Annotated in this window: 16 protein-coding genes; 5 read left to right on the top strand and 11 right to left on the bottom strand. The window is 69.5% G+C overall.

Going from position 1 to position 19183, the window contains the following annotated elements; translation table 11 throughout:
• Positions 1–135 precede the first annotated feature (135 nt).
• The 4 genes from ACH414_RS23575 to ACH414_RS23590 all read right to left on the bottom strand — a co-directional run bounded on the left by ACH414_RS23575 (position 136) and on the right by ACH414_RS23590 (position 4313).
• Entirely contained in the window at positions 136–1761 is a 1626-nt protein-coding gene (locus ACH414_RS23575) for a cytochrome bc complex cytochrome b subunit (RefSeq protein ID WP_382540545.1), read from the bottom strand.
• Positions 1758–2810, bottom strand: a complete 1053-nt coding sequence (locus tag ACH414_RS23580) for a Rieske 2Fe-2S domain-containing protein (protein ID WP_382540548.1) — start codon at positions 2808–2810, stop codon at positions 1758–1760. The genes ACH414_RS23575 and ACH414_RS23580 overlap by 4 nt, the downstream gene beginning before the upstream one ends.
• Positions 2807–3616: a c-type cytochrome gene (locus ACH414_RS23585; protein WP_382540551.1), complete on the bottom strand. Its 810-nt coding sequence runs from the start codon at positions 3614–3616 to the stop codon at positions 2807–2809. The genes ACH414_RS23580 and ACH414_RS23585 overlap by 4 nt, the downstream gene beginning before the upstream one ends.
• A 76-nt stretch (positions 3617–3692) precedes the next feature.
• Positions 3693–4313 (bottom strand): heme-copper oxidase subunit III, encoded by a 621-nt coding sequence (locus ACH414_RS23590; protein WP_356064572.1) that lies wholly within the window; start codon positions 4311–4313, stop codon positions 3693–3695.
• A gap of 187 nt (positions 4314–4500) precedes the next feature.
• On the opposite strand from ACH414_RS23590, the gene ACH414_RS23595 reads away from it, so the two are divergent.
• Positions 4501–4902 (top strand): hypothetical protein, encoded by a 402-nt coding sequence (locus ACH414_RS23595; RefSeq protein ID WP_382540555.1) that lies wholly within the window; start codon positions 4501–4503, stop codon positions 4900–4902.
• A gap of 62 nt (positions 4903–4964) precedes the next feature.
• On the opposite strand, the gene ACH414_RS23600 is transcribed toward ACH414_RS23595, so the two are convergent.
• The 4 genes from ACH414_RS23600 to coxB form a co-directional block, all read right to left on the bottom strand.
• On the bottom strand, positions 4965–6221 hold the full coding sequence (locus ACH414_RS23600; protein WP_382540558.1) for an Ig-like domain-containing protein: 1257 nt from the start codon (positions 6219–6221) through the stop codon (positions 4965–4967).
• 122 nt (positions 6222–6343) lie between these two features.
• Complete coding sequence (locus tag ACH414_RS23605; protein ID WP_046908942.1) at positions 6344–6742, bottom strand: cytochrome c oxidase subunit 4; 399 nt, start codon at positions 6740–6742, stop codon at positions 6344–6346.
• Complete coding sequence (gene ctaD, locus ACH414_RS23610) at positions 6739–8475, bottom strand: cytochrome c oxidase subunit I (RefSeq protein WP_382540562.1); 1737 nt, start codon at positions 8473–8475, stop codon at positions 6739–6741. Before ctaD ends, ACH414_RS23605 begins: the two co-directional genes overlap by 4 nt.
• Positions 8472–9437, bottom strand: coding sequence for a cytochrome c oxidase subunit II (coxB, locus tag ACH414_RS23615; RefSeq protein WP_382540565.1), 966 nt, complete (start codon positions 9435–9437; stop codon positions 8472–8474). The genes ctaD and coxB overlap by 4 nt, the downstream gene beginning before the upstream one ends.
• Positions 9438–9715: 278 nt before the next feature.
• On the opposite strand from coxB, the gene ACH414_RS23620 reads away from it, so the two are divergent.
• Positions 9716–11098 (top strand): cysteine desulfurase/sulfurtransferase TusA family protein, encoded by a 1383-nt coding sequence (locus tag ACH414_RS23620; RefSeq protein WP_382540568.1) that lies wholly within the window; start codon positions 9716–9718, stop codon positions 11096–11098.
• Positions 11099–11170: 72 nt separating this feature from the next.
• On the opposite strand, the gene ACH414_RS23625 is transcribed toward ACH414_RS23620, so the two are convergent.
• On the bottom strand, positions 11171–12145 hold the full coding sequence (locus ACH414_RS23625) for a carbohydrate kinase family protein (RefSeq protein ID WP_382548901.1): 975 nt from the start codon (positions 12143–12145) through the stop codon (positions 11171–11173).
• A 178-nt stretch (positions 12146–12323) separates the two neighbouring features.
• Between ACH414_RS23625 and ACH414_RS23630 the strand changes: the two genes are divergently transcribed.
• Positions 12324–12530, top strand: a complete 207-nt coding sequence (locus ACH414_RS23630) for a hypothetical protein (RefSeq protein WP_382548903.1) — start codon at positions 12324–12326, stop codon at positions 12528–12530.
• Between the two features lie 77 nt (positions 12531–12607).
• A complete protein-coding gene (locus ACH414_RS23635) occupies positions 12608–14050 on the top strand; it encodes a hypothetical protein (protein WP_398943221.1) in 1443 nt (480 codons plus the stop codon).
• A gap of 69 nt (positions 14051–14119) precedes the next feature.
• Here the strand turns inward: ACH414_RS23635 and ACH414_RS23640 are convergent, their stop codons facing one another.
• Entirely contained in the window at positions 14120–14476 is a 357-nt protein-coding gene (locus ACH414_RS23640) for an iron-sulfur cluster assembly accessory protein (RefSeq protein ID WP_019885637.1), read from the bottom strand.
• Between the two features lie 255 nt (positions 14477–14731).
• Here ACH414_RS23640 and nadA point away from each other — a divergent pair, with 255 nt between their 5' ends.
• Positions 14732–15919 (top strand): quinolinate synthase NadA, encoded by a 1188-nt coding sequence (nadA, locus tag ACH414_RS23645; RefSeq protein ID WP_382548907.1) that lies wholly within the window; start codon positions 14732–14734, stop codon positions 15917–15919.
• A 72-nt stretch (positions 15920–15991) separates the two neighbouring features.
• On the opposite strand, the gene ACH414_RS23650 is transcribed toward nadA, so the two are convergent.
• The gene (locus ACH414_RS23650) at positions 15992–19111 is read right to left on the bottom strand and encodes an efflux RND transporter permease subunit (protein WP_382548908.1); all 3120 of its coding nucleotides are present in this window, start codon (positions 19109–19111) and stop codon (positions 15992–15994) included.
• Positions 19112–19183: the final 72 nt, after the last annotated feature.

Below are 19183 nucleotides of genomic sequence, written 5' to 3' on the forward strand. Positions count from 1 at the left end.
AGCTCCTGGTGATCCGTGACATACGGGGGCGGGCATACGCCCCCACCCTATCGATCCCGGGGGACGGCAAAGAGCCCCGTCCATCGAATGGACGGGGCTCTCGCCGTGGCGACCTACATCAGGAGGCCGAGGGGATCAGTGGTGGCCGTGGCCGCTCGTGATCTCCTTGTACTCCTCGGCGGTGGGCTTGGCGACCTGGTTGTCCGCGCCGTAGTAGCCCTTGTTGAGCTTGACCCGGAGCTTCTCCATGCGCCCGATCTTGCGCTCCACGCCGTTCTCGTCGACGGCCGGCGGCAGCTCCGCGGGCTCGTACTGCTCGTGCGCCGTGAGCTTGTGCAGCTCACCCTGGCTGAGCGGCTGGTGGACCTCGACGAACTCACCGTGCGGCAGGCGCTTGATGATGCCGGACTCGCGACCGTGCAGCACCTTGTCCTTGTCCCGGCGCTGGAGGCCGAGGCAGATCCGCTTGGTGACGATGAACGCGATGACCGGTCCGACGAAGAAGAAGATCCGGACGAACCAGGTGATCGAGTTCAGCGACAGGTGGAAGTGGGTCGCCCAGAGGTCGTTTCCACCACCCACCAGCATGATCATGTACGCGGTGATCCAGGCGACACCGAAGGCGGTGCGCGTCGGAGCGTTGCGCGGGCGCTGCGCGATGTGGTGCTCGCGCTTGTCGCCGGTGATCCAGGACTCGATGAACGGGTAGACCGCGATGGCCGCGAGGACCGCCGGGAAGATCGCCAGCGGGATCATCACGCCGAGGACCAGCGTGTGGCCCCACAGGTTGATCTCCCAGCCCGGCATGACACGGATCAGACCCTCGGCGAAGCCCATGTACCAGTCGGGCTGGGCGCCGGTGGACACCTGGTCCGGGCGGTACGGGCCGAGGGCCCAGATCGGGTTGATCGAGGCGATCGCCGCGATGACCGCGATGACGCCGAAGACCAGGAAGAAGAAGCCTCCGGCCTTCGCCATGTACACCGGGAGCAGCGGCATGCCGACGACGTTCTTGTTCGTGCGGCCGGGGCCCTCGAAGTGCGTGTGCTTGTGGACGAACACCAGGATGAGGTGCGCGACCACGAGACCCAGCATGATGCCGGGCAGCAGCAGCACGTGCGCCGAGTAGAACCGGGCGACGAAGTCGCCGCCGGGGAACTCCCCGCCGAACAGGAACATCGACAGGTACGTGCCGATGATCGGCACGGACAGGATCGCGCCCTGCATGAAGCGCACACCGGTGCCGGAGAGCAGGTCGTCCGGGAGCGAGTAACCGGTGAAGCCGGTGAACATGCCCAGGAAGAACAGCAGGAAGCCGAACAGCCAGTTGATCTCACGCGGCTTGCGGAACGCGCCGGTGAAGAACACGCGCATCATGTGCACGAACATGCCGGCGAGGAAGATCAGCGCCGCCCAGTGGTGGATCTGCCGGATGAGCAGACCACCGCGCACCTCGAACGAGATGTGCATGGTCGAGTTGAACGCCTCGGACATCAGCTGTCCCTGGAGCGGGACGTACGGTCCGACGTACTCCACCTCGTTCATCGACGGGTGGAAGAACATCGTCAGATAGACGCCCGTCAGGATGATGATGAGGAAGCTGTAGAGGCAGACCTCGCCCAGCATGAAGGACCAGTGGTCCGGGAAGATCTTCCGCATGTTGGCCTTGGCCAGCGTGTAGATCCCCAGGCGGCCGTCGGCCCAGTCGGCGATGCGCTCGCCGGCGGGTGCCTTCTTCTGCGTATTGGTCACAGTGCTCATCCGCGCTCCCAGAAGGCGGGACCGACGGGCTCTTCGAAGTCGCCGTGCGCCTCGAGGAAGCCCTTGTCGTTCACGCCGATCCGCAGCTGCGGGAGGGCGTGGCCGGCCGGGCCGAAGATGACTCGAGCGCCGTCGGACAGGTCGAAGGTGGACTGGTGGCACGGGCAGAGCACGTGGTGCGTCTGCTGCTCGTACAGGGAGATCGGGCAGCCGACGTGGGTGCAGATCTTCGAGAAGGCGACGATGCCCTCGTGCGACCACTCGAGCTCGCGCTTGTCCTTGATGTCCTCCGGCTGGATCCGGACGATCATCAGGGCGGCCTTGGCGATCTCGGTCTGGAAGTGCTCGTCGTGCTCCGAGAGGCCCTCGGGCATCGCGAAGGTCAGCGAACCGACCGCGACGTCCTCGGGACGCAGCGGCTCGTGCGTGTTCATGTTGACGAGCAGCTTGCCCTTGGCCCACAGGGTGGAGCGGAGCTTCTTCTCGGGCAGCGGGCCCATGTCACGCAGCAGCACGATGCCGGAGAGCGGCACCATGGCCAGCGCGCCGAACAGCGTGTTGCGGATCAGCTTGCGGCGGCCGAAGCCGGACTCGGCGGCACCGGCCGCGAAGTCCGCCATGACCTTCGCCTTGACCTCGGGCGAGGCCGCCATCGGGTGACGCTCGTCGGCGACCTCGACGTCGGACATCAGGGTGCGGGCCCAGTGGACCGCGCCCGCGCCGATGAAGAACAGGGCCGCGCCGAGGGTCAGACCCAGGGCGAAGTTGAGCGCCGACACCCGGCCGAAGGGCCAGATGTAGACGATCTTGTCGACCGGGAAGATCACGTACGAGGCGATGAAGCCGATCGTGGCCAGCATCGACAGCGTGAACATGAACGCGACCGCACGCTCGGACCGGCGAGCGGCACGCTCGTCGATGTCCTGGATGCGCGGCTTGTGGGGCGGGAGGCCCGGGTCGGCGAACGGGTCGTCGGCGACCTTCACCGCGCCGTGCGCGGTGTCCTGCGCGGTGGGCAGGTTCTCTTCTGGATTCTCTTGGGTACTCATGACTTCTTGGCCTTAGCGGTGTGGGCCGCGACCCAGATGGCAACTGCGATCAGCGCGCCCAGACCGAAGATCCACGCGAACAGACCCTCGCTGACGGGGCCGAGGCCACCCAGCTTGAGACCACCCGGGCTGTCGGCCTTGTCGCTGTTCACGGCCTGGACGTAGGCGATGATGTCCTTCTTCTGCTTCTCCGGCATGGTCGTGTCGGGGAAGGACGGCATGTTCTGCGGGCCCGTCTGCATGGCCTCGTAGAGGTGCTTCGGGTCCACGCCCTCGAGGCTCGGGGCGTACTTGCCGTAGGTCAGCGCGCCACCCTCACCGGTGAAGTTGTGGCACTGGGCGCAGTTGGAGCGGAACAGCTCGCCGCCCTTGGCGATGTCGGCGCCGTCAGGGCTGTACTGGCCCTCGGTCGGGACGATCGGACCGGCACCGAGGGAGGCGACGTACGCCGCGAGCTGATCGATCTCAGCCTGCGAGTAGATGACCTTCTTCCTCGGGATCTGGGCGCCCGGCTGCTGGGCCGGCATACGGCCGGTGCCGACCTGGAAGTCCACGGCCGCCGAGCCCACGCCGACCAGGGAGGGGCCGTCAGAGGTGCCCTGACCGCCGGTTCCGTGGCAGCTGGCGCAGCCGACGGAGTAGAGCTTCTTGCCCTCCTCGATGGCGAGGGACTGGGCGGTTTCATCGGCCTTCGCCGTGCCCGCGGGCGCGAACGCGGCGTACAGCCCCCCAGTTGCCGCCAGCGCGAGAAGTAGGACGACGACCGCCGCCAGCGGATGGCGTCGTCGTGCGGAGAGCTTTTTCACGGATTACCCCGGTGTCAGGATCTTCTGCGTCGATGCTTGCTGGATGTGTCGGTCCGCCGGGAGCGGCGGAGCCCGATTACTTGATCAAGTAGATCGTGGCGAAGAGGCCGATCCAGACGACATCGACGAAGTGCCAGTAGTAGGACACGACGATGGCGGCGGTTGCCTGCTCGTGAGTGAACCTCTTGGCGGCGTACGTCCGGCCGAGGACCAGCAGGAAGGCGATGAGACCGCCCGTCACGTGCAGGCCGTGGAAGCCGGTGGTCAGGTAGAACACCGTGCCGTACGGGTCCGAGGACAGCGAGAGGCCGTCCTTCTTGACCAGCTCGGTGTACTCGAAGACCTGGCCGCCGATGAAGATCGCGCCCATCACGAACGTGATGATGAACCACGTCCTGAGCTTCTTCACGTCGCCCCGCTCCGCGGCGAAGACGCCGAGCTGGCAGGTGAGTGAGGAGAGCACCAGGATCGTGGTGTTGGTCGCGGAGAACGGAAGGTTCAAGGCGTCGGCCTTTTCCGTCCAGAACTCGGCGCCCATCACGGATCGCAGGGTGAAGTACATCGCGAAGAGGGCCGCGAAGAACATCAGCTCGGAGCTCAACCAGATGATGGTTCCGACGCTGGTGAGGTTCGGTCGATTGACCGACGGGTGCGCGTGCCCGGTTTCTACTGTCGTTACTGTCGCCACGACCGACATTATGTCGGTCGCTTATCCCGCCCTCACTCCGGGGGGTGCCGTTCGGAGTGTCCGGGGGCCATGTCCTGCCCGAACGGCCCATCGGAAGCGGGTTCCGGCACCCTTCGAACAGGTGTTGAACGGGTGTTGACGGGCTGTGGACCGGAGTAGCATCCGCGCAACGACCGACCACCTTCACGGAGGAACGATGCAGTCGAGCGCCACGGTCCTGGTCTACAGCGACGACGCGAACACCCGCGCCCAGGTCCGCCTCGCGGCCGGCCGCAGGCCCGCGGCCGATGTTCCCCCGGTCGAGTTCGTCGAGTGCGCGACGCTGCCCGCGGTGCTGACGGCCCTGGACGAGGGCGGCATCGACGTGTGCGTGCTGGACGGCGAGGCGGTGCCGGCCGGCGGCATGGGCGTGTGCCGGCAGATCAAGGACGAGATCTTCCGCTGCCCGCCGGTGCTGCTGCTGATCGGGCGCCCCCAGGACGCCTGGCTGGCCACCTGGAGCCGCGCCGACGCCGCGGTCACCCTTCCGGTGGAACCGGTGGAGTTCGCGGCGTCCCTGGCGTCCCTGCTGCGCTCGCGCCTGTCCCTCGACGCCTGATCCGGCGCCTGCGGGCCCGGCAGGGCCCGCAGGGACCACGGGGGCTACAGGCGCTACGGGGGCTACAGGGAGGGCCTGAGGCGGGCCTTGGCGTCCTCGGTGGCGACCGGGTTGGAGGAGTCCGCCACCAGGGCGCTGCCCTTGCGCCACTTGGCCCAGTCCAGGTTCCAGTCGCCGAATCCGTTGCCGAAGGTGTCCATCATCTCGCCCTCGCTGTTGACGACGCGGACGATGTCGCCGGGGCGGACGTTCTCGTAGAACCAGGCGGCGTTCCCGGTGGACATGCCGACACAGCCGTGGCTGACGTTCTCGACGCCCTGGGAGCCCACGGACCAGGGGGCGGCGTGCACGTACTCGCCGCTCCAGGTGACCCGGGTGGCGTAGTAGACGGGCAGGTCGTACGAGTCCGAGCTGCCCTCCGCGATGCCGATGCTGGTGCCCCGCATCCGGACGAAGTACTCCTTGCCGAGCACCACTTTGATCCCGTTACGGGTGGAGAAGCCCGGTTTCCCGGTGGTCACCGGAATGGTGTTGATCACTTCTCCGTTGCGCCGCACCGTCATGTAGTGCGAGCCGGCGTCCGCGACGGCCTCGATCCGGTCGCCGATGGTGAGCCGGAGCGGCTTGGAATCGCCGCCGTAGAGCTTGTCGCCGACCTTGAGGCCGGCCAGGTTGCCCGTGACGGTGACGACGGCCCCGGTGGGCCAGTACTCCTTCGGACGGAAGTGCAGTTTCTTGTCGTCCACCCAGTACCAGGAGCCCTCCACGGCGGGCACGGAGCGCACCTTGAGGGCCCGCTCGACGACCCCGCGGGCCGCCTTGTCCTTGACCGGGAGGCTGAGGTCGGCGGTGATCGGCTGCCCGACGCCGTACTTGCCCGCCTCCGGGCCGAACGTGACGGTGAGGGCCCGTTTGGCCGGGGCCGTCTCGAAAGTGAACGTACGGGCCCCGGGAGCGCCGTCCCCGTCCTCCGTGGCCACCCGGACGGTGTACCGCGCGCCGGCCGCGAGGGCGGCCGTGGAGCGCCATCTGCGCCCGTCCGCGGTGAGCTCGCCGGCCAGGTGGTGGCCCGACTCGTCGAGGGCGGTGACGTCGGTGATCCGGCCCTCGTCGTCCTTGGCCGTGATCTCCAGCGGCTTCTCGGGGTCGGCCTTCTTGCCCTCGGCGGGGGCGTTGAAGGCGATCTCGTCCGCCGCGTCGTAGGGCCTGGCCGACAGCGGATGGTCTCCGGAGCCTGCGCACGCGGTGGCGCCGGCGGTGACGGTGAGGGCCAGAAGGGTGCAGCTCAGAACAGTCCGAATGCGCGGCGTGTCGTTCATGACTTCACGTTAAGAACATTCCTCGGCCCGGGCGCGCCGAGTAGGGCAAACGAGGGGCCCGGCCGCTTCGTCGGACGAAGTGACCGGGCCCCTCGGGGTGTTGCCGGGTACTGCGGGTGCCGCTACTGGTTCTGGTTCTCACCGCGGTAGAACTCGAAGACCCAGCCGAAGATGCCGACCAGGATCAGCGGAGCGGAGAAGTACAGCAGCCACCAGCCCATCGCGATGGCGAGGAAGGCGAGCGCACCGCCGATGGCCAGCGAGAGCGGCTGCCAGCTGTGGGGGGCGAAGAAGCCCACCTCGCCGGCCTCGTCCGAGACGTCGGCTTCCTTCTCGTCCTGCGCCATGGCGTCGACCCGCCGGGCCGTGAAGGCCAGGTAGTAGCCGATCATGATGCAGAGACCGAACGCCAGGAACAGCGCCGTCGTGCCGACCGGCTCCTTCGACCACACGCCATAGAGGATCGCCATGGCGAGGACGAAGACGCTCAGCCAGATGAACATCTTGCCCTGGATCTTCACTTGCCGGTCTCCTTGCCGCCGGTGAGCGCCGCCACCTCGTGACCCTTGTTCTCGAGCTGGTCGAGAGCAGCGATCTCAGGGTGGTGCAGGTCGAACGCCGGGGATTCGGAACGGATCCGCGGCAGGGTGAGGAAGTTGTGCCGCGGCGGCGGGCAGGACGTCGCCCACTCGAGCGAACGGCCGTAGCCCCACGGGTCGTCGACCTCGATCTTCTTGCCGTACTTGGCGGTCTTCCACACGTTGTAGAAGAACGGCAGCATCGACAGGCCGAGCAGGAAGGACGAGATCGTCGAGATCGTGTTCAGCGCCGTGAAGCCGTCGGCGTCGAGGTAGTCCGCGTAACGACGCGGCATGCCCTCGGCACCCAGCCAGTGCTGGACCAGGAAGGTGCCGTGGAAGCCCACGAACAGCGTCCAGAAGGTCATCTTGCCGAGTCGCTCGTCCAGCATCTTGCCGGTGAACTTCGGCCACCAGAAGTGGAAGCCGGAGAACATCGCGAAGACCACGGTGCCGAAGATGACGTAGTGGAAGTGCGCGACGACGAAGTACGAGTCGGAGACGTGGAAGTCCATCGGCGGCGAGGCCAGGATGACACCGGTCAGACCACCGAAGGTGAAGGTGATCAGGAAGCCGGTGGCCCAGAGCATCGGCGTCTCGAAGGACAGCGAGCCCTTCCACATCGTCCCGATCCAGTTGAAGAACTTCACGCCGGTCGGAACGGCGATGAGGAACGTCATGAAGGAGAAGAACGGCAGGAGCACGCCACCGGTGACGTACATGTGGTGGGCCCACACGGTCACGGACAGACCGGCGATCGCGATGGTCGCGGCCACCAGGCCGATGTAGCCGAACATCGGCTTGCGGCTGAAGACCGGGATGACCTCGGAGATGATGCCGAAGAACGGCAGGGCGATGATGTACACCTCTGGGTGTCCGAAGAACCAGAAGAGGTGTTGCCAGAGCAAGGCTCCGCCGTTGGCCGCGTCGAAGACGTGGGCACCGAACTTGCGGTCCGCCTCCAGGGCGAACAGCGCGGCCGCCAGGACCGGGAAGGCGAGCAGGACCAGGACACCGGTCAGCAGCACGTTCCAGGTGAAGATCGGCATGCGGAACATCGTCATGCCCGGAGCGCGCATGCAGATGATCGTGGTGATGAAGTTGACCGAGCCGAGGATGGTGCCGAAGCCGGAGAAGGCCAGACCCATGATCCACATGTCGGCGCCGACACCCGGCGAGCGGACGGCGTCCGACAGCGGGGAGTAGGCGAACCAGCCGAAGTCGGCCGCACCCTGCGGGGTGAGGAAGCCGGCCACGGCGATGATCGAGCCGAACAGGTACAGCCAGTAGGCGAACATGTTCAGCCGCGGGAACGCCACGTCGGGCGCGCCGATCTGCAGCGGCATGATCCAGTTCGCGAAGCCCGCGAAGAGCGGGGTGGCGAACATCAGCAGCATGATCGTGCCATGCATGGTGAACGCCTGGTTGAACTGCTCGTTCGACATGATCTGCGTGCCCGGACGGGCAAGCTCGGCGCGCATGAAGAGCGCCATCAGACCGCCGATGATGAAGAACACGAACGACGTCACCAGGTACATGGTGCCGATCGTCTTGTGGTCGGTGGTGGTAAGCCACTTCACCACTACATTGCCGGGCTGCTTGCGGCGTACCGGGAGCTCGTTCTCGTACGAGTCCTCAGCCGCGGCCGCCCCGTGGGGTTCGTTGAGAATGCTCACAGCTTGTTCGTCTCCGCATTCCGAGCCGGGTCCGTCTGCTCAATGCCGGACGGGATGTAGCCGGTCTGCCCCTTCTCCGCCAGCTCCTTCAGGTGCTGCTGGTAGCGCTCCGGAGAGACCACCTTGACGTTGAAGAGCATCCGGGAGTGGTCGACACCGCACAGCTCGGCGCACTTGCCGAGGAAGGTGCCCTCCTGGGTCGGGGTGACCTCGAAGGCGTTGGTGTGACCCGGGATGACGTCCTGCTTCATGAGGAAGGGGACCACCCAGAAGGAGTGGATGACGTCACGGGAGGTCAGGACGAACCGGACCTTCTCGCCCTTGGGCAGCCACAGGGTCGGGCCCGGGTTGCCGGTCTGCGGGTTCCGGGTTCCGGGGATGCCGGCGTCGTAGACGCCGCCGGCGTTCGCCGGGAAGTCCTGCTGGAACTTGTCCGGAATGGCCGCGAGGTTCTTGTCCGTCTTGGCGTCGCCCGTCACACCGGGCACGTTCTCGACGTAGTTGAAGCCCCAGCTCCACTGGTAGCCGACCACGTTGATGGTGTGGGCCGGCTTCGGGGAGAGCTCAAGGAGCTTCGACTCGTCGCGCGCGGTGAAGTAGAAGAGCACCGAGACGATGATGAGCGGGGTGACCGTGTACAGCGCCTCGATGGGCATGTTGTACCGGGTCTGCGGAGGTACCTCGACCTTGGTGCGGCTGCGCCGGTGGAAGATGGTCGCCCACAGGATCAGACCCCACACCAGCACGCCCGTGATGAGCGCTGCCGCCCACGAGCCCTGCCAGAGGGAGAGGATCCGAGGCGCCTCTTCCGTCACCGGGGTGGGCATGCCAAGGCGGGGGAAGTCTTCCCAGTTGTACGAGCAGCCGGTGGCTGTCGCCAGGATCAGGCCCGCAGTCAGCACCTGCGGCAGCTTCCGCCGCATCGGGCGCCGCGACGAGCGGTCGGAGCCGTTGGGACTCACGTAGCGCCTTCCCGAGAGTCTCGGCCCGCGTTTGGTCGGCCACGGCCGTCCGTCTCGCTGGTCGGTCGCCGCCCCGGCCGCGGGCAGGGGTTTGGATGTTTATGCGGACCAAACCCTACTGGACGCTATTTGGGGTCGCGCGGGGAGGGTGCCCAACGCGCCGTCCGAGTCCCCGAAGGGGTGGACTCCTGCGTTCCGCGGGTGGGTTCCACGGGGCCGATCGGCGGTGCGGGCGGGGCATCTGACGGGTACTCGACGGCCGGGGTTAGCGTGGGCGGATGCCGTACTTCGACGCCGCTTCCGCCGCCCCGCTGCACCCCGTCGCCCGCCAGGCGCTGCTTGCCTCCCTGGACGAGGGGTGGGCCGACCCGGCCCGGCTGCACCGGGAGGGCCGGCGGGCCCGGATGCTGCTCGACGCGGCCCGGGAGGCCGCGGCGGACGCGGTCGGGTGCCGCCCGGACGAGCTGGTCTTCACTCCTTCGGGGACGCGCGCGGTTCACGCCGGAATCTCCGGCGCGCTCGCGGGGCGTCGGCGTGTCGGGGACCGGCTCGTGGTCTCGGCGGTCGAACACTCCTCCGTCCTGCACGCCGGCCAGGCGCACACGGCGGCGGGCGGCTCGGTGACCGAGGTGCCGGTGGAGCGGTCGGGCGCGGTGGACCCGGAGGCCTTCGCGGCGGCGCTCGACGCCCGTACCGCGCTGGCGTGTCTGCAGTCCGCCAACCACGAGGTGGGGACCGAGCAGCCGGTCGCCGAGGTCGCGGCGGCCTGCCGGGCGGCCGGGGTGCCGCTGCTGGTGGACGCGGCGCAGTCGCTCGGCTGGGGTCCGGTGCCGGAGGGCTGGTCGCTGCTCGCGGCGAGCGCGCACAAGTGGGGCGGCCCGGCGGGGGTCGGGCTGCTCGCCGTGCGCAAGGGCGTCCGGTTCGCCCCGCAGGGTCCGGCCGACGAGCGGGAGTCGGGACGGGCGCCCGGCTTCGAGAACCTGCCGGCGATCGTGGCGGCGGCGGCCTCGCTGCGGGCGGTGCGGGCGGAGGCGGCGGCCGAGGCGGCGCGGCTGCGCGGTCTGGTGGACCGGATCCGGGCGCGGGTGCCGCGGCTGGTGCCGGATGTGGAGGTGGTGGGCGACCCGGTGCGGCGGCTGCCGCACCTGGTGACGTTCTCCTGTCTCTATGTCGACGGGGAGACGCTGCTGCTGGAGCTGGACAAGGAGGGTTTCTCCGTTTCGTCCGGTTCGTCGTGTACGAGCTCGACGCTGACGCCCAGCCATGTACTGCGCGCGATGGGAGTGCTGAGCGAGGGCAACGTACGGGTGTCGCTGCCGACGGGCACCTCGGAGGAGGACGTGGACCGCTTCCTGGCGGTGCTGCCGGGTCTGGTCGCCTCCGTGCGGGACCGGCTCGGGGCCCCGGAACCGGTGGCGGCCCCGGGGGCGACGGGGGCACTGGTGATCGACGCGCTCGGCAAGCGCTGCCCGATCCCGGTGATCGAGCTCGCCAAGGTGTTCGGCGACGTACCGGTGGGCGGCACGGTGACGGTGCTCTCGGACGACGAGGCGGCCCGGCTCGACATCCCGGCCTGGTGCGAGATGCGGGGCCAGGAGTACGTGGGCGAGGAGCCCTCGCCGAAGGGCGGCACCGCGTACGTGGTGCGCCGGGTGTCGTGACGCGCCGGAGCCCCGCGCTCCGCGCCCGTGCGGCGCGGAGCGCGGGGCTCCGGGGACTTTTTCAGGACAACGTCAGGACAGGTGCGTCCTGACCTCGGCGGCGGCCTCGTCGCCGTACGCCTTGGCGAAGCGCTCCATGAAGTGGGCGCGGGCCAGGGTGTACTCCTGGGTGCCCAGGGTCTCGATGACGAGGGTGGCGAGCATGCAGCCGACCTGGGCGGCGCGCTCCAGGCTGACGCCCCAGCCGAGGCCGGTCAGGAAGCCCGCGCGGAAGGCGTCGCCGACGCCGGTGGGGTCGACCTTGGCCTCCTCCTCCGGGCAGCCGACCTCGATGGCCGGCTCGCCGACGCGCTCGATGCGCACGCCGCGGGAGCCCAGGGTGGTGACCCGGTGGCCGACGCGCTCCAGGATCTCCTGCTCGGTCCAGCCCGTCTTGGACTCGATGAGGCCCTTCTCGTACTCGTTGGAGAAGAGGTAGGTGGCCCCGTCGAGGAGGGTGCGGATCTCCTCGCCGTCCATGCGCGCGATCTGCTGCGAGAAGTCCGCGGCGAAGGGGATCCGGCGGGTGCGGCACTCCTCCGTGTGGCGCAGCATCGCCTCGGGGTCGTCGGCGCCGATCAGCACCAGGTCGAGGCCGCCCACGCGGTCGGCGACGGCCTTCAGCTCGATCAGCCGGGCCTCGCTCATCGCGCCGGTGTAGAAGGAGCCGATCTGGTTGTGGTCCTTGTCCGTGGTGCAGACGAAGCGCGCGGTGTGCAGGACCTCGGAGATCCGCACCGAGCCGGTGTCGACGCCGTGCCGGTCGAGCCAGGCGCGGTACTCGTCGAAGTCGTAGCCCGCGGCGCCGACGAGGACCGGGTTGCCGCCGAGCTGGCCCATGCCGAAGCAGATGTTGGGGCCGACGCCGCCCCGGCGGATGTCGAGGTTGTCGACGAGGAAGGAGAGAGAGACCGTGTGGAGCTGGTCCGCCACGAGCTGGTCGGCGAACCGGCCCGGGAAGGTCATGAGGTGGTCGGTGGCGATGGAGCCGGTGACTGCGATACGCACGGCTGGACGCTCCTGCGGTAATCGAGAGGGGCGCGCGAAGCGCTCCGACAAGGGTGACGGTGGGTGACGGGCGGGAATGACAATTAACGCTACCGGGTGCGACCACGCATGCCGAACAGCGGAAACTACCCCAGAGTAGGGCTTTTCCCCGCACCCTCGGCGTGCGTACGGTGCCGCCATGACCCAGTACCCCGCTCCCCGTGAGCACCAGGAGTCCGAGTTCAGCCTTGCGCAGCTGTGCGGTGACAGTGCACGGATGGCCCCGCACTGGGTGACTCCGGCCGCCCCCGCGGCCGCCCCCGTCTCCCCCGCGCTCATCCACGGCGTCGAGGTCCCGGCCGCGTCGGCCCGGCTGATCGCCGCCACCTCCGAGTACGGAGCCTGACAAGCGGAACCGGACGCGCGCCGCTCCCGTCCCACCGGTGTCTTCCGCAGGGACGGCATGGTCAGGAGGAGCGTGCGGTGAGCAGTACGGAGAACCGGACCGGGAAGCGGGGGCCGCTTCTCGTCGCCTCGGTGGCGGCGGGAGTGCTCCTGGCGAGCGGCGGGGGCGTGTACTACGCGACCACGGCGGTCGGCGGGGGCGGCGGCGCGGCGAAGGCGCGGTCGGCGCCCGCCGCTCCCCCGCCGCTGAACCTGGACGAGAAGGGCGACGGCACCCCGGGGATCGCACCCGGCGAGCCCGACCCCGGCGGCGGTGGTGACGGGACCGTCTACCGGGCCGAGGGCTCCCTCCCCAAGGGCCCCGCGTCGGCGGCGGTCCACCGGCCCGAGGGCCGGGTGACCTCGGCGGAGGTGACCCGTCTCGCGCGGGCGCTGGGCATCTCCGGCACCCCGCGCCTGGTGGGCGAGGTGTGGCAGCTGGCCCCGCAGCGGGACGAGTCGGGGCCGCGCCTCGACGTCTCGGTGAAGGCTCCGGGGAGCTGGACCTTCGGCCGGCAGGAGGACGGGCCCGCGGGCGACACCTGTCTGAAGGGCAAGGCGTGCCCGCCGCCGGGAGAGGCGAAGCCCCCGCGCGGCGGGAGCCCGGTGAGCGAGGCGGTGGCGAAGGCGGCCGTGGCGCCGGTGCTGAAGGCGATCGGCCAGGACGACGCCAAGCTGGACGCGCGGCAGCTGATGAACGGCTCGGTGCGGGTGGTCAACGCCGACCCGGTGGTCGGCGGTCTGCCGACGTACGGCTGGTCGACCGGCGTCCAGGTGGGCCCCGACGGCTCGCTGGTCGCCGGGAGCGGCCGGCTGAAGGAGCCGGCCGAGGGCGACACGTATCCGGTGATCGGCGCGCAGAAGGCCCTGGACGAGCTGAACAAGGCCGCGAAGGGGACCGGGCCGATCGGGATCGGCGGCTGCGCGACCGACCCCCCGGCGGGCACCGACGCCGCGCGGGACGTCCGGCCGGACGCGCCGTGCCGGGCGCCCGGGGACCCGGCGCCGCCCCAGGTGGTGACGGTGACCGGGGCGCGCTTCGGTCTTGCCGCGCAGTACGTGGACGGTGAGCAGGTGCTCGTGCCGGCCTGGCTCTTCTCGGCGCGGGCGAAGCCCGGCACCGAGCCGTACACGGTGGCGCGGACGGCGGTGGACGCGCGCTATCTGGCGCCGCCGGCGAAGCCCTCCCCCACTCCGGACCAGGGGACCGCGCCGGAGCGTCAGATCTCCTCGTTCCGGGCCGGTCCGGCGGACCGGGAGCTGTCGGTGACCTTCTGGGGCGGGGTGTGCAGCACGTACACCGCGACGGCCGTGGAGAGCCCGCGGAAGGTCGTGGTGCGGATCGCGGAGCAGCCGACCGACCCGGACAAGGCGTGCATCGCGATCGCCGTGGAGGTCACGAAGACGGTGACGCTGAAGCAGCCGCTGGGCGACCGGCAGGTGGTGGACGGGGCGAGCGGGCAGGCCGTGCCGCGGAAGTAGGCGCGGACGCTCCGAGAGCACGAGAGGGCGGCACCCGGACCGCGGGTGCCGCCCTCTCGTACGTACGGCTTAGCTGAAGCTGTCGCCGCAGGCGCAGGAGCCCGTGGCGTTCGGGTTGTCGATCGTGAAGCCCTGCTTCTCGATCGTGTCGACGAAGTCGATGGAGGCGCCGCCCAGGTACGGGGCGCTCATGCGGTCGGTGACGACCTTGACGCCGCCGAAGTCCTTGACGACGTCGCCGTCGAGCGAGCGCTCGTCGAAGAACAGCTGGTACCGCAGGCCGGAGCAGCCGCCGGGCTGCACGGCGACGCGCAGCGCCAGGTCGTCGCGGCCTTCCTGGTCGAGCAGGGCCTTGACCTTGGCCGCGGCGGCGTCGGACAGGAGGATGCCGTCGCTGACAGTGGTCTTCTCGTCCGATACGGACATCTGTGTCTCTCCCGGGTTGGTACGGAGACTGCTTGCCGACGGTTGCAACCGGCGGGGCCGCGGATTCATTCCGGGCCGAGGCGTGTCTTTCCCTTTCATGCTCGCACACCCGACGCGGAAGCCGGGAGCGGTGACCGCGAGGCGAATTCGTCACATCGACACTATGGACATCGTCAAAGTGACGTGAACCGGTTATGATAGATAGCGTCATTTAGACGAAAAGGCTTTTCGAGGCTCACCGTAGAAGTAGAAAGGGTGCGTGACGTGACCACCGCCCAGCCCCTGGACGTCCAGCCGACGCCGCTCGCCCTGCTGCTGCTCGGCCGCGAGGCCGACCCGAAGAGCGAGCGTGGCGTGGAGTGCCCCGGCGACCTGCCCTCGCCCTCCGACCCCGACCTGGTGGAGCGTGCCCGCGCCGCCAAGGAGAAGCTCGGGGACAAGGTCTTCGTCCTCGGGCACCACTACCAGCGCGACGAGGTCATCCAGTTCGCCGACGTCACGGGCGACTCCTTCAAGCTCGCCCGCGACGCCGCCGCCAAGCCGGAGGCCGAGTACATCGTCTTCTGCGGTGTGCACTTCATGGCCGAGTCGGCCGACATCCTGACCTCCGACGACCAGAAGGTCGTGCTGCCCGACCTGGCGGCCGGCTGCTCGATGGCCGACATGGCCACCGCCGAGCAGGTCGCCGAGTGCTGGGACGTGCTGACCGAGGCCGGCATCGCCGAGCAGGTCGTGCCGGTGTCGTACATGAACTCCTCCGCCGACATCAAGGCCTTCACCGGCAAGCACGGCGGCACCATCTGCACCTCCTCCAACGCGAAGAAGGCCCTGGACTGGGCCTTCGAGCAGGGCGAGAAGGTGCTGTTCCTGCCGGACCAGCACCTGGGCCGCAACACCGCCGTGCGCGACATGGGCATGTCCCTGGACGACTGCGTCGTCTACAACCCGCACAAGCCGAACGGCGGGCTCACCGTCGAGGAGCTGCGCGCCGCCAAGATGATCCTGTGGCGCGGCCACTGCTCGGTGCACGGCCGCTTCAGCCTGGACTCGGTCAACGACGTCCGCGAGCGCATCCCGGGCGTCAACGTGCTCGTCCACCCCGAGTGCAAGCACGAGGTCGTCGCCGCCGCGGACTACGTGGGCTCGACCGAGTACATCATCAAGGCCCTGGAGGCCGCCCCGGCCGGCTCGAAGTGGGCGATCGGCACCGAGCTGAACCTGGTGCGCCGCCTGGCGAACCGGTTCGCCGCCGAGGACAAGGAGATCGTCTTCCTCGACAAGACGGTCTGCTTCTGCTCGACCATGAACCGCATCGACCTGCCGCACCTGGTGTGGACCCTGGAGTCGCTGGCCGAGGGCAACCTGGTCAACCAGATCCAGGTCGACAAGGAGACGGAGAGCTTCGCCAAGCTCGCGCTGGAGCGGATGCTCGCCCTGCCGTAACGATTCCCCGCTCGACGGAACAGGGGCGCCCCGCGAGATCGCGGGGCGCCCCTTCCTTCGTGCGCGTACGGGTCAGACCCCGGCCGGCTCCTTGGCCTGCGGCGGGACCGGCGCCCCGCCGTCCTTCGCCGCGCGCTTCGCCGCCTTCTTCTCCGCCCGGCGCTCCTTGCGGAGCTCCACCATGGCGTAGAGCGTCGGGACGAGCAGCAGGGTGAGCAGGGTCGAGCTGATCAGACCGCCGATGACCACCACGGCCAGCGGCTGGGCGATGAAGCCGCCCTGACCGGTGATGCCGAGCGCCATCGGAAGCAGCGCGAAGATCGTCGCCAGGGCGGTCATCAGGATCGGGCGCAGCCGGTGCCGGCCGCCCTCGACGACCGCCTCGACGACCCCCAGGCCCTGGGCCCGGTACTGGTTGATCAGGTCGATCAGGACGATCGCGTTGGTGACCACGATGCCGATGAGCATCAGCATGCCGATGAGCGCGGGCACGCCCATCGCGGTGCCGGTGGCCACCAGCAGGCCGAGCGCGCCGGTCGCCGCGAACGGGATCGAGACCAGCAGGATCAGCGGCTGGATCAGCGAGCGGAAGGTCGCGACCAGCAGCATGAAGACGATCGCGACGGCCGCGAGCATCGCCAGGAACAGGTTGCCGAAGGCGTCGGACTGGTCCTCCGAGACCCCGCCGATGGTCGCGGTCGCGCCCGCCGGCAGCTTCAGGCCCTTGAGCTTGGCCTGCAGCGCGGAGCTGACCGCGCCGGTGTTGTCGCCGACCGGGGTGGCGGTGACGGTCGCCGCCCGGGCGCCGTCGATGCGGGTCTTGGAGACCGGTCCGGGCACCAGCTCGACGGTCGCGATGTCGCCCAGCCGCACCGGGCCCAGCGGCAGCGCCTTCAGCTCGGCGAGCGTGGTGGCCGGCTTGGCCGAGGTGATGAGGACGTCCCGCTCGGTGTCGTCGAGGATCGCCTTGCCGGACGGGGTGCCGTGCACGGCCTGGCCGACGATCATGCCGAGGGTGGTGGCGTCGAAGCCGGCGTCGGCCGCCTTCGCGTTGGGGCGGACCGAGATCCTCGGGACCGACTGCGACAGGTCGCTGGTCACGTCGGTGACGTCGTCCAGCTCGCCGACCGCGGCCTTCACCTGGTCGGCGGCGGTCCTGAGGACCTGCGGGTCGGCGGCCTTGACCACGACGCTCAGGTCCTGGCTGCCGAAGGCGGCGCCGGCGGAGATGGTGGTGTCGCCGATGCCGTCCAGCCGGGCGAGCCCGGCCTCGATCGCGTCGTGCGTCTTCCGGTACGAGGCGGAGTCCTCCAGGGCGACCTGGTAGGTGGCCTGGTTGGCGCCGGTGCCGCCGCCGAAGGCCGCCATGAAACCGGAGGAGCCGACGGTGACCTGGTAGTCCTTGACGCCTTCGGCGCCGGCCAGGACCCGCTCGACCTTCCTGGCCGCCTCGTCCGCGGCCGACAGGCTGGTGCCGGGCGCCAGCTCCTGACGGACCGTGAGGACCTCCTGCTCGCCCTGGTCGAAGAAGTTGGTCTTCAGCAGCGGGGTCATGCCGAAGGTGACCACGAGGACCACGAGGGCGATGGCCACGCTGGTGAGCCGGCGCCGGGTGGCGAAGCGGAGCACCGGCACGTACAGGCGCTGGAGCCGGCTCCGGTTCTCCTTCTCCTCGGCGAGGCGGCGCGCCTCCTCCTGGTCGGCCGAGGTCCCCTTGGGGGCGCGCAGGAACCAGTACGACAGGACGGGCACGACCGTCAGGGAGACGAGCAGCGAGGCGAGCAGGGCCGCCGTCACGGTCAGCGAGAAGGAGCCGAAGAGCTGCCCGATCATGCCGCCGACCAGGCCGATCGGCAGGAAGACGGCGACCGTGGTGAGGGTGGAGGAGGTCACCGCGCCGGCCACCTCGCGGACCGCGGTGAGGATCGCGGTCTCGCGCTCCTCGCCGTAGCCCAGGTGCCGCTTGATGTTCTCCAGGACCACGATCGAGTCGTCGACGACCCGGCCGATGGCGATGGTCAGCGCGCCCAGGGTGAGCATGTTGAGGGAGAGGTCACGGGTCCACAGCACGATCAGCGCGAGGACCACCGAGAGCGGGATGGAGACCGCGGTGACCAGGGTGGAGCGGATCGAGGTGAGGAAGACCAGGATCACCAGGACGGCCATGACCAGGCCGAGCATGCCCTCCGTGGTGAGACCGGAGATGGACTTGGCGACGGCCGGGCCCTGGTCGGAGACGACGGTCAGCTCGGCGCCGGAGCCGAGGTCCTGACGCAGCTTCGGGAGCTTGTCCTTGACGGCGTCGGAGATGCCGACGGCGCTGCCGTCCTTGTCCATCGTGGCGTACACGGCGAGGCTGGGCTTGCCGTTGGTGCGGGTGAGGGAGACCCGCGGGGACTCCTCCTGCCTGACCGTGGCCACGTCGCCGAGGCGCACCGCCCGGCCCCGCTCGGGCTTGATCCGCAGGTCCTGGATCTGCCGCAGCGAGGTGAAGCCGCCGCCGACCTGGACGGTGCGGCTCTTGCCGTCCTCGGAGAAGGCACCGGCCGGGAGGGTCGCGCCGCCGGAGCGGACGGCCTCGGCGAGCTTCATGGTGTTCAGCCCCGCCGCGGCGAGCTTGCGCGGGTCGGGGGTGATGGAGACCTGGAGGTCCTGGACGCCCGCGACGGAGACCTGGCCGACGCCGTCGATGCCCTCCAGGACCGGGACGACGGTCCTGTCCAGCTGGTCGGCCAGCGCCTGCGGGTCCTTGTCCGAGGAGACGGCCAGGACGACGGTCGGCATGTCGTCGGTGGAGCCCGCGACGACCTGCGGGTCGACCGTGTCGGGGAGCTGGGCGCGGGCCCGGTTGACGGCCTGCTGGACGTCGGCGACCAGCTGCTTGGTCGACTCGTCGCCGTAGTCGAAGCTGGCCATGATGACGGCGCTGCCCTCGGAGGCGGTCGAGGTCACGCCCTTGATGCCGTCGACGGCCTTGAGGGAGTTCTCGATCGGCTCGACGACCTGCTTCTCGACCACGTCGGGAGAGGCGCCCTGGTACGGGGCGAGGACCGAGACCATCGGGAACTCGATCGACGGGAACAGCTGCTGCTTCAGCTGCGGGATCGCTATCGCTCCGAAGACGATCGCGACGATGGACATCAGCCCGATCAGGGCCCGTTGCGCGAGGCTGAATCTGGACAGCCAGGACATGGGGTCTCTCTTCTGTGGCGTACTCGGCAGGCGTCCGGGCACCCACGCGGGTGCCGCCCGGGCGCCCACGCG

Source organism: Streptomyces sp. NPDC020422, assembly GCF_044386705.1.
Taxonomy (GTDB): Bacteria; Actinomycetota; Actinomycetes; order Streptomycetales; family Streptomycetaceae; genus Streptomyces.

Bases quoted from the DNA above. Each gene is read 5' to 3' on its own strand.
- ACH414_RS23595 (WP_382540555.1), top strand. From the start codon at position 4,501: ATGCAGTCGAGCGCCACGGTCCTGGTCTACAGCGACGACGCGAACACC.
- ACH414_RS23620 (WP_382540568.1), top strand. From the start codon at position 9,716: ATGCCGTACTTCGACGCCGCTTCCGCCGCCCCGCTGCACCCCGTCGCC.
- ACH414_RS23590 (WP_356064572.1), bottom strand. From the start codon at position 4,313: ATGTCGGTCGTGGCGACAGTAACGACAGTAGAAACCGGGCACGCGCAC.
- ACH414_RS23650 (WP_382548908.1), bottom strand. From the start codon at position 19,111: ATGTCCTGGCTGTCCAGATTCAGCCTCGCGCAACGGGCCCTGATCGGG.
- ACH414_RS23630 (WP_382548903.1), top strand. From the start codon at position 12,324: ATGACCCAGTACCCCGCTCCCCGTGAGCACCAGGAGTCCGAGTTCAGC.
- ACH414_RS23580 (WP_382540548.1), bottom strand. From the start codon at position 2,810: ATGAGTACCCAAGAGAATCCAGAAGAGAACCTGCCCACCGCGCAGGAC.
- ACH414_RS23600 (WP_382540558.1), bottom strand. From the start codon at position 6,221: ATGAACGACACGCCGCGCATTCGGACTGTTCTGAGCTGCACCCTTCTG.
- ACH414_RS23640 (WP_019885637.1), bottom strand. From the start codon at position 14,476: ATGTCCGTATCGGACGAGAAGACCACTGTCAGCGACGGCATCCTCCTG.
- ACH414_RS23575 (WP_382540545.1), bottom strand. From the start codon at position 1,761: ATGAGCACTGTGACCAATACGCAGAAGAAGGCACCCGCCGGCGAGCGC.